The organism is Psychrobacter sp. HD31, from assembly GCF_051097895.1.
Taxonomy (GTDB): Bacteria; Pseudomonadota; Gammaproteobacteria; order Pseudomonadales; family Moraxellaceae; genus Psychrobacter.
The window spans coordinates 1,623,913-1,639,579 of record NZ_CP142525.1 but is presented as its reverse complement, the minus strand read 5'-3'; the positions used below and the strand labels follow the sequence as shown (position 1 = coordinate 1,639,579).

General features: G+C 41.0%; 13 protein-coding genes. 10 read left to right on the top strand and 3 right to left on the bottom strand.

What is annotated here, in order from left to right; translation table 11 throughout:
- Positions 1-23 precede the first annotated feature (23 nt).
- From VH441_RS07265 to VH441_RS07225, 9 genes are all read left to right on the top strand, one after another.
- Positions 24-353: a phage tail protein gene (locus VH441_RS07265; RefSeq protein ID WP_434352982.1), complete on the top strand. Its 330-nt coding sequence runs from the start codon at positions 24-26 to the stop codon at positions 351-353.
- Positions 350-1,057 (top strand): phage minor tail protein L, encoded by a 708-nt coding sequence (locus VH441_RS07260; RefSeq protein ID WP_434352981.1) that lies wholly within the window; start codon positions 350-352, stop codon positions 1,055-1,057. Before VH441_RS07265 ends, VH441_RS07260 begins: the two co-directional genes overlap by 4 nt.
- Positions 1,054-1,764 carry a C40 family peptidase gene (locus tag VH441_RS07255; RefSeq protein ID WP_434352980.1) on the top strand — a complete coding sequence of 237 codons (711 nt, stop codon included), beginning with the start codon at positions 1,054-1,056 and terminating at the stop codon, positions 1,762-1,764. The genes VH441_RS07260 and VH441_RS07255 overlap by 4 nt, the downstream gene beginning before the upstream one ends.
- Positions 1,765-1,775: 11 nt before the next feature.
- Positions 1,776-2,489: a hypothetical protein gene (locus VH441_RS07250; protein ID WP_434352979.1), complete on the top strand. Its 714-nt coding sequence runs from the start codon at positions 1,776-1,778 to the stop codon at positions 2,487-2,489.
- Entirely contained in the window at positions 2,489-8,047 is a 5,559-nt protein-coding gene (locus VH441_RS07245; RefSeq protein ID WP_434352978.1) for a phage tail protein, read from the top strand. The genes VH441_RS07250 and VH441_RS07245 overlap by 1 nt, the downstream gene beginning before the upstream one ends.
- A 293-nt stretch (positions 8,048-8,340) precedes the next feature.
- Positions 8,341-8,949 carry a hypothetical protein gene (locus VH441_RS07240; protein ID WP_434352977.1) on the top strand — a complete coding sequence of 203 codons (609 nt, stop codon included), beginning with the start codon at positions 8,341-8,343 and terminating at the stop codon, positions 8,947-8,949.
- Between the two features lie 16 nt (positions 8,950-8,965).
- Positions 8,966-9,580 carry a hypothetical protein gene (locus tag VH441_RS07235; protein WP_434352976.1) on the top strand — a complete coding sequence of 205 codons (615 nt, stop codon included), beginning with the start codon at positions 8,966-8,968 and terminating at the stop codon, positions 9,578-9,580.
- Entirely contained in the window at positions 9,577-10,044 is a 468-nt protein-coding gene (locus VH441_RS07230) for an enoyl-CoA hydratase (protein WP_434352975.1), read from the top strand. The genes VH441_RS07235 and VH441_RS07230 overlap by 4 nt, the downstream gene beginning before the upstream one ends.
- Positions 10,045-10,400: 356 nt before the next feature.
- Positions 10,401-11,105: a pseudouridine synthase gene (locus VH441_RS07225; protein ID WP_434352974.1), complete on the top strand. Its 705-nt coding sequence runs from the start codon at positions 10,401-10,403 to the stop codon at positions 11,103-11,105.
- Between the two features lie 10 nt (positions 11,106-11,115).
- Here VH441_RS07225 and VH441_RS07220 read toward each other — a convergent pair whose 3' ends face one another.
- Together VH441_RS07220 and VH441_RS07215 are read right to left on the bottom strand one after the other, a co-directional pair.
- Positions 11,116-11,769 carry a DUF2939 domain-containing protein gene (locus VH441_RS07220; protein WP_434352973.1) on the bottom strand — a complete coding sequence of 218 codons (654 nt, stop codon included), beginning with the start codon at positions 11,767-11,769 and terminating at the stop codon, positions 11,116-11,118.
- Positions 11,770-11,900: 131 nt separating this feature from the next.
- On the bottom strand, positions 11,901-13,334 hold the full coding sequence (locus VH441_RS07215) for a coniferyl aldehyde dehydrogenase (RefSeq protein WP_434352972.1): 1,434 nt from the start codon (positions 13,332-13,334) through the stop codon (positions 11,901-11,903).
- A 192-nt stretch (positions 13,335-13,526) separates the two neighbouring features.
- Here VH441_RS07215 and VH441_RS07210 point away from each other — a divergent pair, with 192 nt between their 5' ends.
- The gene (locus tag VH441_RS07210) at positions 13,527-14,186 is read left to right on the top strand and encodes a riboflavin synthase (protein WP_434352971.1); all 660 of its coding nucleotides are present in this window, start codon (positions 13,527-13,529) and stop codon (positions 14,184-14,186) included.
- 87 nt (positions 14,187-14,273) lie between these two features.
- Here VH441_RS07210 and glmU read toward each other — a convergent pair whose 3' ends face one another.
- Positions 14,274-15,662: a bifunctional UDP-N-acetylglucosamine diphosphorylase/glucosamine-1-phosphate N-acetyltransferase GlmU gene (gene glmU / locus VH441_RS07205; RefSeq protein ID WP_434352970.1), complete on the bottom strand. Its 1,389-nt coding sequence runs from the start codon at positions 15,660-15,662 to the stop codon at positions 14,274-14,276.
- Between the last annotated feature and the right edge of the window lie 5 nt (positions 15,663-15,667).

The following is a 15,667-nucleotide window of genomic DNA, read 5'->3' as shown; positions in this document are numbered from 1 at the left end:
TATGTATTGATAACATCTTTACTATGAAAACATTTACTTATGACATCGGTATCAAAGCCACTGGCAAAACAGACGATGACGTCAACATCGTTCAATTTGGTAACGGCTACGCCCAACGCCAAAAAAAAGGACTTGCCCCCAAGCTTGAACATTGGCAAGCCAGCCGTGTTGACACAAAAGCAAAAATTGACGAAATCAAAGCATTTTTAGACGCACATACAGTCACGGCATTTTGGTGGCGTGTAACCAGTGACGAGCCATTGCGTAAGTACATAGCTAAAGACGTAACACGAAGTCCACAAGGCGGCAGTGACTGGTCGCTAACATGGACAATGCAGCAGGTATTAGCATGAGTAGAGAATTAACCGACTCACAACAGCAAGAAATCACTAAGTTAGAACAAGATGTATTACTTGAGCTGTTTGACATTGATATGACGAGCTTTGGCGGTGAAGAATACCATTTTTGTAACCAAACCAACGAACTCGGTCAATCCGTAGTGTGGCAAGGTGTGCCATATCAGCCGTACCCAATCCAAGCAGACGGCTTTGAGTTAAAAAGTGAGGGCGCAAGCAACCGCCCCAATATTACCTTATCTAATATATATGGCTTGGTGACTGGCGTGGTGGAAAATTATCAGGGCGGTATTGGTGCTAAAGTCACACGGCGTCAAGTGTATGCCAAGCACTTAGATTCAGTTAACTTTGCAGATGGTACAAATCCAAACGCAGACCCAAACGCCCAGCTAGTATCACGCTTTGTTATTGAACGCTACTCAGCACTTACAAATCAATCCGCCACTTTTGAATTAGCGGTACCAAGTGAAACTGACGGTGCCGTACTACCCAAACGGATTATCGTGGCAAACACTTGCAACTGGGCATACCGTGGCGATGGCTGTGGATACACGGGGCATGCAGTGGCAGATGAATACGACCAGCCAACTGATGACCCCAAAAAAGACAAATGCAGTAAATGCTTGCAGGGCTGCCGTGCTCGCTTTGGCAAAAAAGCAGTGTTGCCGTTTGGCGGATTTGTTGGAGTAGATAAATTATGACGCTGGCAGAACAAATCATTAACCATGCCAAACAAGAACATCCGCAAGAAAGTTGCGGTTTGATTTTGGACGGTGCATATATCCCATGCGCCAATGTTGCAGATGACCCAACCGAAACATTCCGTATTAGCCCAGACGACTGGCAACCTTGTGACGTTATTGTGCATAGCCACCCACAAGGTCAACGGTTTTTAAGTGGTGCGGACAGGTCGGCACAGCACAAATCACGCCTTGATTGGTGGCTGGCAGTTGCTGATAAAGATAATTGGGAAATCATCAAGTATAGATACACACCGCTATTGCGTGGTCGCACATTTGAATACGGCACACATGATTGTTACGGACTTGTTGAAGATGCCTATATGTTGTGTGGTATTCAGCTAATGAAGTATGAACGTAAAGGCGAAGCACAAGAGATTGCAGACAATGCTTTTATCGCCAATTTTCCTAAAGCTGGATTTTATCAAGTGCCGCTTGACGAGATACAACAAGGAGACGTGATACTCACGTCCATCCGCGGTAATGCCAACCATGCCAGTATTTATTTAGGCGATGAGGAAGTATTACACCACCCCTATGGGGGACTATCCAGACGTGAGGGATTTTGCGAAGTTTGGCATAAAACCATGCATTCAGTTTGGCGACATAAAGATTGGCAACCACAAATGATGACAGCGATTAACAACGATTTACAGGCACAAGGATAACGGGATTAATAATGGCAATAGTAAGACTATATGGTGACTTGCAAGACTTTGGCACACGTTTTGACTTGCATGTTGCGACAGCAAGCGAGGCATTGCGTGCGTTATTTAGCCAAATTAACGGTTTGCAAAAACGCATAGCAGACGGCGGTTATTTTGTGCGAGTCGCCAAAAAAGATGTTAGCGACAAAACAATAGACAAGGATTTAAGTCGTGACTTAACAGACAATGACGTTATACACATCGTCCCAGAAATTGCAGGCGCAGGTAAATATGGGCAAATCATACTTGGGGTTGCACTTATTGCAGCATCCTTTTTTATTCCACCAGCAGGTGCCTTAGGTTTTGGAGTGTTGACCTCAACAGTAGCGCTGACAGCTGGGCTTAGCCTTGCTCTCGGCGGTGTGGCTCAAATGTTAGCCAAACAGCCCAGCTTTGGTGATACTGATGACACAACCAAATCACGCTCATCATCGTTTAGCAGTCTTGGTAATAACACAGCACAAGGCTCATGCGTGGGCGTGGCATATGGCGACATTATGATTGGCAGTAAAGTCATATCACAATCAATAGAAAGCTACAGAGTCAGCGGCGACATAGAAAAACAAGACGCAAAACAAATCACACAGACACGTGACTATCACGCACCGATGGCACACGATAACTACAACTTAGATGCAGACGATGACAGCGTAAGAGCAGTTAATTATACAGTAAGGACAGCATAATGGGCGGTGGCGGCAAAGGCGGCGGTGGTGGTCACACACCATACGAAGCACCAAACACACTAGAATCAGCACAAAAAATTAAAATCATTGATTTGTTGTGCGAGGGCGTTGTTGGCAGTGACGTAACATTTAAAAATATCTATCTTGATAACACACCAATTCAAAACGACGACGGCAGCTATAACTTCACCGGCATCAAAGTATCTGCATTACCAGGTACCCATAATCAAGACTACTTGGCAGGTTTTGACACGACCGATAAAATCGTATCAGTCGGTGCAGAAGTCAAGCAAGACACGCCTATTACTCGTACGATTACTGACCCGTTAATTGATAGTGTACGTGTCACCCTTGCTCTTGGTTCATTAGTGACAATGAAAGACAACGGCGACCGTGTTGGCGGTGCTGTGTCATTAACAGTCATGTGTGGTGATAAGAGTTATCCTGTTACTATCAGCGGTAAAACAACGTCTGCATATCATCAAGATGTTGTGTTGACAGAATTGCCAGACCCACCTTTCAACATTAGCGTACACCGCAATACCCCTGACAGCACAACAGACAAAGTGTCTAACAAAACGCACTGGGTAAGCTATGTTGAGTCAATACACGCTAAGTTTAGCTTTCCGCATTCGGTTGTGGTTGGCTTAGAGATAGATTCTGCCCAATTCGGCGGCAAAATACCCACACGCACCTATAAAAACCGCTGGACGCAACTTAAAGTACCAGCTAACTATAACCCCATTAATCGCACCTATGAAGGTATTTGGAATGGTGAGTTTAAAACCGCATGGTCAAATAACCCTGCCTGGGTGTTTTATGACATAGTGACAGATAAACGCTATGGCTTTGGTGAACGCTTGGAAGGCTTTGGCAGTGATAAATGGTGGCTGTACCAAATCGCCAAATATTGCGACCAGATGGTACCAGATGGCTTTGGCGGTACAGAGCCACGCTTTACTTGTAACGCATACTTGTCTAGCCCTCGCAACGCTAAATCTGTATTAGATGACTTGGCGAGCGTGTTCCGAGGCATCGCTGTGTGGGACGGTCAAAAAGTAATAGCATTACAAGACGCAAAAAAAGACCCAGTAGCTACATATACTAATAGCAATGTTGAAAAAGATGGATTTGTGTATTCGGGCGCAGCTAAAAAAACCATTTTTACCGCGGTGCATGTCAAATATATTGACAGTCAGACAGCTAAAACACAAACCGAGTATGTGTCTAATGATGATGCAGTCAGACGTTACGGGCTGAATGTTAAGCAAATCACGGCGTTTGCTTGCACAAGCCGTGGGCAGGCAGCACGCTTCGGTAAGTGGCTTATCGAAACGTCAATCCGCGAAGGTCAGATGGTATCGTTTACGGTTGGGCGTGAGGGCATCCGTCATTTACCTTTTGATATTATCGAAATCGCCGACAATGACTACGCTGGTGACTTAATTGGTGGACGTGTATTAGCCGTGTCAGAGAATGTTATTACTGTTGATAGCCCAATTACAGACATTGATAGCATACGTTACTACAACAACGGGCAAAGTAGAGTTGTTGATGTAGTCAGTATTAATGACGACCAAATCACACTAGCAGAAACCCCAGAAGGAATTGAACAGCTGAGTGTTTTTAGCGCGACTAAAACAGACGTTAAGCCACGCTTGTTTAGAGCACTTGGAATCAAAGAGAATAGCGGCGGCACTTATACAATCTCTGCCGTCACGCATGATGAAGACAAAGAAGCGATTGTCGATGATGGCGTGACATTTGAGCGTGAGAATTTAGCAACTAAACATTTGCCGCACATAAACTACGGCAACGTATCCAAAGATGGTGATGAGCTGTTAATTGCATGGGATGGTACTAATACAAGTCAATATCTGATTAAGATATATAAAGACGATAAGCTATATAAGACCTACACCCAAGACACGCCAGAAATCCGTTTAAAGGGCTTATCAAATGGCGACTACAGAGCAGAAATCCGTGGTAAATCGGCAAACGGTCAGCTAACAGACCCAGTGATTAAAGAGTGGTCAATCAGTTATGACATCAATGGATTAAAAGCCACCGCTGAACTGTTTGCTATTAAGCTTGACTGGACAAATCCAACCACCATAGTCAATAAAGCTAAGATTGAAATTTATCGCAGTAAGACAACTTTTAGAAGTTCTGCAACAAAAGTCGCAACACTGCCATACCCAACCGACACATTCACCCAAAATGGCATTAAACTTAATGAAACCCACTACTTTTGGTTGCGTATCATTGATGAACACGGCAACGCTGGCGATTGGGCGACTATCAGCGGACAATGTAGCGATGACGCTAGCGAGATTGTTAAGTCAATCAGCGGCCAAATAACAGAAACTGAACTCGCTCAATCTTTAATTGATAGCTTACAAGCTGATATTGATACAAGTGTGGATAGTGCTAAAAGTGAGTTAGACGCAGAAATAGAAGCGACAAAAACAGAGATTGCTGATGTTAGAAGCGATATATCCGATGAGGTTGCGAGGGTATCAGATAAAGCCGATGATAACGCTACCGCTATTAGAGAGGAAGCAACGGCACGTGCTGACAGTCTAAGTAGCCTTGCAAGCGAGTTTGATACGCAAATAACTGATCTAGACACTACTAGCGAACAACATGCTAATCGTCTTCAACGGTTAATGGCTTCTAACGAAGGATTAGCAGTGGGCTTAGAAGAAGAACGACAAGCTCGAATATTTGCAGACAATGCGGAGGCTTCAGAACGTGATACCTTGGTCGCTGAAATAGACGATACACAAAGTAGTGTACAACAACTCACCAAAACGGTTGTGAACAGCAAAAAATCCACGGCTCAACAAATCGCAACACTTAACAGCAAAGTAAGTGATATTGAGCTGGGTGGTCGTAACTTGCTTATTGATTCGTCTAATTACTCAGTCACAAATCCATTATTTTCGAATACCGTCGCGACTACATTTGTCACGAGCGAAAAACTAAATAAAAAGTGCTTTTATACTAAACTTAAAAAAGATGAAGCTTACTTCATTGTCAAACTTCCAGATGGCATAAAAACAGGTAAGGAGTTAACATTTTCGTTCAAGTTTTACCGTCCGTATTCACTAGTAACACTTGTGTTGCGGTATGGCGATGCAACTAAAAACCTAAAAACGGTTAAAAAAGAGGAATGGGTGCATGGTTACTTCACTTTCATCAAGGGTGACAGTGATGAAGTTATCATCGCTACCACATCAACCACTAATCGCACTATTTGGCTATCTGAATTTAAGCTCGAACATGGCGGCTTAGCGACAGATTGGTCACCAACACCTGAGGACTTAATCAGTGATATTAGTGGTATCACAGCCGATATCACAGCAGTCAAGAAGACACAAGCCGACCAAAACGAAACACTGACGGAACAGATTGAGCAAGCTGAATCGAGCTGGAACTCGGCTTTATCTAAAGAGAAAAAAGCCCGTATTGATGGTGATAAGAAAACCACCAAAGCGGTTGCTTCTGCTGAAGCAAAAATTAGCGGACTAAAATCAACCATCACTAACAAAGACAATGCCCAAACCGTTCGACTAGAAGAAGCCGAGTCGAGCTGGAATTCAGCATTATCTAAAGAGAAAAAAGACCGCATCGGAGCAGATAAATCTACCACAGCTAAGATAACTCAAGAAGCAACAACACGTGCAAGTAAAGATAATGCCCTATCTAATCGAATTGATACTGTGCAAAGTAAAGCTAACAGTAACACTGCTAAGATAACAACGCTTACAACCACGGTTGCTGATAACAACCGAGCTATCAGTAACAAAGTAACAAGCTTAACAGCAGAAGTTGCAAACAAACTTGTCACATCGGGATCCTATGCATTTGCTAACAAGACCGAGTTTGAGAAAGATTGGATTGCTAGAAAATCATGTAAAAACCTAAGCTTTACAAATTCAGGTTCCGTTTATATCGGAGCCAATACAAATGCAGATGATTATGGCTGGTATTATGCACGTCAAAAGCTAGCGATGTCGGAGCAGACATTATACAAGATAACTTTCAAGCTGCAAAAAGAAAGCGGTTCAGGTAGTCTGACTTTAGGCGTTGCTGGCTATGACAAAGATGACAACTTTTATAATAGTAACGGTGAAGCCAAAGATTATACCCAATGGTACGCATACAGCACATCAGATAATGGCAATTGGCAGAATGTAGAAATATACATCGCTGGTGATGACATTGATATATCAGGACTTGATAATGTTATCAAGTTAGATGGTAAAGTACGCAAGATAGCACCGTTGTTCATTGCTAACTATGCTAACAAAACAGGCAGAGTTAAGATTAATGCGATTAATGTTGAGCTTGTAACAGCATCAACTAAATTAGCACGTGCTACCACAGCTAAGATAACTCAAGAAGCTACGACACGTGCAAGCAAAGATAATGCCCTATCTAATCGAATTGATACTGTGCAAAGTAAAGCTAACAGTAACACTGCTAAGATAACAACGCTTACAACCACGGTTGCTGATAACAACCGAGCTATCAGTAACAAAGTAACAAGCTTAACAGCAGAAGTTGCAAACAAACTTGTCACATCGGGATCCTATGCATTTGCTAACAAGACCGAGTTTGAGAAAGATTGGATTGCTAGAAAATCATGTAAAAACCTAAGCTTTACAAATTCAGGTTCCGTTTATATCGGAGCCAATACAAATGCAGATGATTATGGCTGGTATTATGCACGTCAAAAGCTAGCGATGTCGGAGCAGACATTATACAAGATAACTTTCAAGCTGCAAAAAGAAAGCGGTTCAGGTAGTCTGACTTTAGGCGTTGCTGGCTATGACAAAGATGACAACTTTTATAATAGTAACGGTGAAGCCAAAGATTATACCCAATGGTACGCATACAGCACATCAGATAATGGCAATTGGCAGAATGTAGAAATATACATCGCTGGTGATGACATTGATATATCAGGACTTGATAATGTTATCAAGTTAGATGGTAAAGTACGCAAGATAGCACCGTTGTTCATTGCTAACTATGCTAACAAAACAGGCAGAGTTAAGATTAATGCGATTAATGTTGAGCTTGTAACAGCAAGCATTGGCAAAGCGAAATCAATGCACACCATTAAAACTCAAGCAATAGCAGGTGGTAAGCGAGCTATAGCTGGTATCTCTATTGGTGCTATGGCGAACAAAAAAACAGTCGAAAGCCAAGTAATAGTAATGGCGGATAAGTTTGGCGTGGTTAAAAATGCCAGTGACGGTACAGTTAAGCCCATGTTCAGCGTAGTCAATAACCAAGTTGCGGTTAATGGAGACTTAATCGCAGAAGGTACAATTTTAGGTAAGCATATTAAAGCCAACCAAACCTTAACCGCACCTGTCATTAATGGTGGTCAGCTTAATATAAATAACCGTTTTATTGTTGATAAGTACGGCAAAACAACTATCCAAAGTGCTACAGGCAATAAAGGCCTGAAAATCACTCATGAAAAAATCGAAGTTTATGATGATGCGGGCAGATTGCGTGTCAGACTAGGCAAGTTGTCATAAGGAGTATCACAAATGCAAGGCTTACAGGTTTGGAATGAAAATAGCGAAAAAACGCTCGACACATCAACACGAACACTAAAAATTATTGGCGATGCACAGCTTACTTACGGGAGTAGACATCAATTTACTAGCGATTTGTTTTTAACTGAAACACCTTTTTTTATCATTATACCCTCTTTAACTGCATCCAGTAGAAACAAAATAAACATTTCATTTGTCGGTGATAAATGCAGCATCTATTGCGGGTATCGAGGTGTTATTAACAACATTAAATTAATAGTGGGAGTATATTAGTGGCTGCCAATTTTTTAATTATGGATGATGAAGGACGTAAACAAGTTGTTGACAACGCAATAGATTTAAGACTGTCTAATACTTTTTCGGTTGATGGCGTACATAGATTAAGCGTTTTTGATGTTTGCGCTATTCAGCCGACTGGCACATATAAAATATATGAAGATAATTCAATATGGGGGAGCGATTACCCACATTCATTTTATGGCAAAGGTCTAATCCATGTATTCGATTACGGATATACGACATCGCCATCTGATGCTAAATACGGCATAGAAGTATATGACGAAAATGGTAAATTAACCTTTTCAAGTGCTTTTTTAAGTTTGAACATACTCGACGTTGTGCAAATAGATATCAGAGATAACGCACGGTACGAAAACGGTGAAAGGGTCTACTGGTCGAAAGATTATGGCCATAGTAATGTTGCAATTATTCCGCTCACAAGTCCATGGTTTGCAGCAGACGGAAAAGAGTCCACAGTTGCTTGCTTAATGGAAGGTACAACACTGAAATTAGCACGCAAAAAAACAAATCACGGAGATGCTAGTCGTTTGATATCCACATTTTATTTCGAGTGTTTGGTTATTGATACGAGTTTTTACTAAAAACAAGGAGAAAATTATGTACTTAGTACACTACAACCCTACAACACACAAAGTGCTTGGCTACTTAGACCCGACAGTCGGCGTTTACGCCGAGGATGACGGTACAGCTTACTTTAGCGTGGGTAAAGATATACACGCACAGTATAGCAATGCTGACGCTTGGACTGACGGAAAAATCATCACTAACATTGCACCACCGAATAAATTTGCGCAGTTGACAGCGGACGGCTGGGTTGTCGACGAACAAGCTCAACAAAAAGCTTTAGAAGCGGCAAAGCAACTTGCTAAAGCTAGTATTGATGATGCTGTGAGTGCTATTTACCAAAAATTCAATCGTTTTGAAGCCGAATATGCTGTACGTGAGCAACAAGCACTTGAATTTAAAGCAGCAAAATATGAAGGCGAGGTACCGCATCAAATTCAAGCAGTAGTAGACCCAACGGGCATGACCCCCCAACAAGCAACTGATAGCATACTTGCAGCAGCCAATAAGCTTAACACAGCATTAGATAAGTTTGGTGAGCTACGCATGAAAAAGCTAGCAGTCGATACAATGACAGAAATTGATGATGTAGAAGCTCACCAAGCAAATGTGTTAGCACAGATACAAGCAGTAGCGAGTTCGTTATGATTTATTTAGCCTCCTATAAAGGTAAGCGTAATAAACGGTCTTTAAAGGCTATTTTACACAGCTTCCAAGATGCTTTAATACGCTTTTTAACACGAGGTAAGTATAGTCATTGCGAGATAGCAATCAAACGAGATGATGGCAAATATGACTGTTACAGTTCGTCATTAAGAGATGGTGGCGTTAGGCATAAGGTAATGACGTTGCCAAGCGAAAGATGGGATTTAAAACCTATCGGTGGCTTGGCAGAAGCTGACGTGTGGGTGTTTTTCAATCTTACAAAACACCACAAGTATGATTGGCTTGGAGCGTTGGGCGTGGTGGTGATGGCTAATGAAGACAAATCTAAGTCATTTTGCAGCGAATGGTGCTATAACCTTATTTTTAACAGCGACCAAGGTTGGCGTTTTAGTCCCAATGATTTGGTTATTCTTGTTAAAGATGAATTTAATAAAAAAACCGCTTAAAATGGGAATGTTTAAGCGGTATTATATTATGCTCATTTTAAATGGTTGAGTTTCCCATTTTCGGCGGGTGGCTACATATTTATACAGACTATTATTTAGATGGGTGAATCTTAAATTAAAAAGTTTTTGACTTAAAGCAGTAATCGTATATATGGTCACATACCAGCTATTTAGTTATAAAATATACAATTTTCTTAAACTGACTTTTGATACCTAAAAAAACAAATCGGCACGTTAATATTAGCCTCTTTAGTAGAAATTTTCTGGGATCTATTAAAGTAGGATAAGCCTCATTAATTTAACGGCTGTGTTAAACTGTGTCACAATAATCATATTAAATAACTTGGGATAACAAAATGCGTTTAGATAAATTTATTAGCAAAGCGACCGAACTGTCTCGCAAAGATGCAAAAAAAATACTACATGCCAGCGAAGTAACCGTAAATGATGCCGTTGTAAAAGACTCAAGCTTTCAGATAGATGAACTTAATGATGAGGTGATGTGGGCTGGCGAACCTTTATCTGTAGCTACAGGCAATCGCTATATTTTATTATATAAGCCAGCAGGGTTTGAGTGCACACTAAAGCCTAAAGAGTACCCTATTGTTACCGAGCTGATTGCGGTACCCGAAGTGGCAAGCTTGCGTATCGCAGGTAGGTTAGATGTCGATACCACTGGCGCATTATTACTAAGCGATGATGGCGGTTGGCTGCACCGTGTTACTAGCCCCAAACACCATAAAGCAAAAGTTTATCAACTAACACTTGCAGACCCAATGGACGAAGCAGAACAAACCAATGCAATTGCTCAAATTGCAAATGGCATACTGCTGGAGGGAGAAGAAAACAAAACAAAACCGGCTGAATTAACTTTTATTGACCCAACTCACGCCCAACTAACCCTTACCGAAGGCAAGTACCACCAAGTTAAACGCATGATGGCATACTTTGGTAATAAAGTGACAGAGTTGCATCGCTCTAACATTGCCGAGCTAACGTTAGAAGGGCTAGAAGTAGGCGAATGCCGTTTTTTAACCGCCGAAGAAGTTGCCAGTTTTTAACCTAAACAAGCTAAGGCAGTTTAATGTCGATAATCTTCCAATCAATTAGTCCTTGGCGTTGCATTTGTACCGTCAAAGGATAACCCTTTACATCACCAGAGACATTAAAACAATTGATGCCACAATAACTAAATGACGGCAAATCGCTGTCATTGCCGGTTTGTGCTTGCATCGCTACTTCTTGAGATTGCGCTTCAACAAGTTTTGTCATTTGCTTAGTTAAGGCTTTTTCTATGTTACCGCCTCGTAGCAAAATACCTTGTACAAGCTCCCCCATATTGATTTTACCGCCTACGACAGCCCAAATGGCAGCAAGCTCTTTGGTAGATTGATTCGCTTGTTGACCTTGAGAGCTAATTGTGGCGGCAATATTTTGTGGCGTGATTGCGCCTTCTACCGCTTGCTCAATAAACTTTTGCCCTTTAGCCAGCACTTTATCACCGCCAAATTGGGCAATCATAGGATACTCATCTACCGTATTTTGAAAATTGGTATTTAACTGGTTTTTTAAGTTGTCAGTTAGTTGCGAGTAATCAATTGCATCCGCAATCACCTGCCCATCTTGGTTATCATAAGCCGCCTTTAATTGATACAAACTATAAAAAGGGGATCCAAAAAAAACACCCACAGCGATTAGCAAAATTAAAAACAAAAATTTTTTCATGTGTCAAAAATCGTTTTACTAAGATTATACCTATTGTAGCATTTTTGCCTAATTATCAAACAAAAAACCCACCTTATTATATTAGGTGGGCTGGTATTAGAGTCGCTTAAAAGGACTATCTATCATCAATTTTACAGTTTTTTTGCCACCTTCATTAACTTATTAAAAGTTTTACCATACGGCGGTTGTAACATATCTACAAAATTAATTTTAGATTGTTTAAACACCCCTTTTTCATGCGTAAACGTATCAAAACCATATTTACCATGATAATTGCCCATGCCCGAGTCTCCAACGCCACCAAACGGCAAACCATGTTGCGCGATATGGAAGATAGTATCGTTGATTGATACGCCACCACTTACCGTATTCGCCACAACCTTATCATTGGTTTTATCATCATCCCCAAACACATACAAAGCTAATGGGCGTGGGCGTGCATTGATATAGTCAATGGCGTCTTCTAGGTTCTGATAAGTCACAACGGGCAAGATGGGGGCAAAAATTTCATCCGTTAGCAATTGCGTATCATCTGCTAAGTTTGTCACCACCATAGGTGGCATAAAGCCTGTTTCTGCATTTGCTTCTGCTTCACCCAATATTTCTATATTCGCACCTGTTTGTTCTGCTTGCTTAAGGTAACCGAGCACTCTATCAAATTGGCGTTGGTTGATCAGATAACTAAAGTCAGGGTTATTAGCGATGTTAGGATAATGCTTGCTTACCCACTGACAAGATAGTTCTAAAAACTTTTGTTCAAGCCCTGTTGGTAGCAGCAAATAATCTGGCGAAATACAAGTTTGCCCGGCATTCATAAGTTTGCCTGTCCAGATGCGATTAACCGCTTTCTCTAAACTGGCAACATCCGTAATAACCGCAGGCGACTTACCACCAAGCTCAAGCGTAACCGGCGTTAAATTTGATGCAGCTGCTCGCATGATATGCCGACCAACTGACGTAGACCCTGTAAATAGTAGGTGATCAAACGGCAAGGCACTAAATGCTTGCGCAACTTCAACCCCACCCTCGATTAAGCACAGCTCATCTGCCGAAAAATACTTTGGCAACGTTTTTGCCAACCATTGATTAAAATTTGGTGTAAACTCAGAGGTTTTTAACATGGCTCTATTGCCTGCCACAAAAGCAGCTGTTAGTGGTCCTGCCGCTAAATATAAAGGATAGTTCCATGGAGAGATAATACCAACCACCCCTAAAGGTTGCTTTTGTATATAACTGGTTGCAGGCAAAAACCACTTACCCGTTGTGACCTTTGTCGGCTTCATCCACTCTTTGCCATGTTTTTTACTATAACGAATGCCTTCTAAAGTCGGGAAGATTTCTAACATGGTGGTTTCTGAAGGTGAGCGATAACCAAAGTCTTGGCTTATGGCAGTACTAATAGCATCTTGGTTGTCTACCACCATTTTTTCTAGTTTTTCTAATCTACTAAGCCTTGTTTGCCAATCTACGGTTACCTGTTGACGGCTTTGCTGATGCATAACTTTAAACCGAGCTGTCATCTTTGTAATTTGTGGTTGGTTTTCAGTATTATCCTTTGCACTCATTTGTTAACTCCTTTTCATGTTTCGCCAAGACATAAACTCCTTTCTCTTCATTATAACGATATTATGATAATTACCTATTACATTCTATAAACGCTAGCGTTTTTATTAACAAATTCATTATTTTTGATAGACTTGATGTTTTTTTAACACCATAATAGAAACAACTTTACAAACAAGAGCGAGAAAGCAAACATGTTTACAGGTATTATAGAAAGCGTAGGCACACTTAAAAAAATAGAAAATGTTGATGGCGATATCCGCCTAACGATTAGCTCAACGCAGTTAGATTTTTCAGACGTTGGACTGGGAGACTCGATTGCCAGTAATGGCATTTGTTTAACTGTCATTGAACAAGGAAAAGACTGGTATGCCGTTGATGTTTCACGTGAAACTTTAGCAAAAACAGCAATGAAAAATTGGAAAGAAGGGGACACGCTAAATCTTGAAAAAGCCATGCTTCCAACAACACGTTTTGGTGGACACATTGTATCTGGACACGTTGACGGTGTTGGCAAAATCATCAAAATGCAAGCAGACGCCCGCTCTATTTACATAGAAATTGAAATACCAGAAGAAATTAAACATTATACCGCAACAAAAGGCTCGGTAACGGTAGACGGCATTAGCCTAACGACCAACTTAGTTAAAGACAACATTATTTGTTTAAATATTATCCCTCATACCGCCACCATCACCAATATTGGTAAACATTGGCTACTAAATGGTTTGGTAAATATAGAAATTGATGTCGTTGCCCGTTATCTAGAAAGGCTATTAACCGCTGGTAATAACTATGATGCCAATGAGAGTAATATTACCGAAGAATTTTTAGCAAAAAATGGCTTTATGTAAGCACATCCTAATTATCAAACAAACCTCTTTACGATAAAAAAGCCCTTGTTAACAACAAACAAGGGCTTTTACATACAGCGAACTTAACTATTTTTTAACTGGTCGTTTCCAACTATTAATTGTCGCTTGTTTGGCACGTGTTAAAGACAGTTTGTTATCTGGGCACGCTTTTGTGATAACAGAACCTGCACCAACCGTTGCCATTTTACCAATTTTAACAGGGGCAACTAGGCTTGAATTACTCCCAATAAATGCATTATCATCAATTTGAGTTAACGACTTGTTCACGCCATCATAGTTGCAAGTAATCGTGCCAGCACCGATGTTTACCTCTTTACCAATTTTTGCATCGCCAATATAACTCAAATGGTTGACCTTACTGCCTTTACCAATATTTGCTTTTTTGGTCTCAACAAAATTACCCACTTTTGTGTCATCCGCTAATACTGTCTCTGGTCTTAAATGGGCAAAAGGTCCAATCGCTGCATTTCTTCCAACCACGGCATTATCAATCAAACAATTTACTTTGATGTGGGTGTTGTCTCCAATTTGGCTGTGCTTGATGACGCTACCGGCATCAATCTGCACATTGTTGCCAATAACACAATTGCCTTCAAAGATTACATTGGCATCTACAAATACGTCTTGCCCAACCGTTATCTCACTGTCACCATTGGCATTGGCACGGATATCTACACGGCTTGGATCAGCAAACTGAACACCTGCAACTTGTAAGTCGTTTACCAACTTGGCTTGCCATTTGCGTTCTAAAATTGCCAATTGCTGGCGGTCATTTACGCCTTCAATTTCAAAGTCATATTTTGGTTCAATGGCTTTAATATCAATGTCATCTGCTACTGCCATTTTAACAATGTCTGTTAAATAATATTCTTGTTGGGCATTGTCATTACTTAAGTTTGGCAAGTACTTATGCAGCAACGCATTGTCAACACAATAAATACCACTGTTAATCTCTTTGATTAACTTTTCTTCTTCATCTGCATCTTTTTGTTCAACAATCGCAAGTACTTTTCCCTCGGCATCTCTTTTGATACGCCCAAGCCCAAACGGATTATCTACCGTTAACGTTAGCATAGAGATACCCTGATCATTTGCTTCTTCAAGCTTGCTTAAGGTTTCACTACTTACTAACGGCACATCTCCATATAAAATTAAGCTTTTACCATCTTCTGGTAAGTCGTCTAACGTTACTTTTACTGCATGGCCTGTGCCTAATTGCTCTGTTTGTTCAACCCAACTGATATCATAATTTGCCATGGCAGACTGCACTTGCTCTCCCCCAAAACCGTACACCACAATGGTTTTGTTTACAGCCATTGTGCCGCAAGTATCTAACACATGTGCTAACAACGGTTTATTTGCTAAAGTTTGCAAAACTTTTGGTTTGTTAGACTTCATACGTGTACCCTTACCAGCTGCAAGGATAATTACCGAAAGTGTTTCCGTCGCATTCATATCAT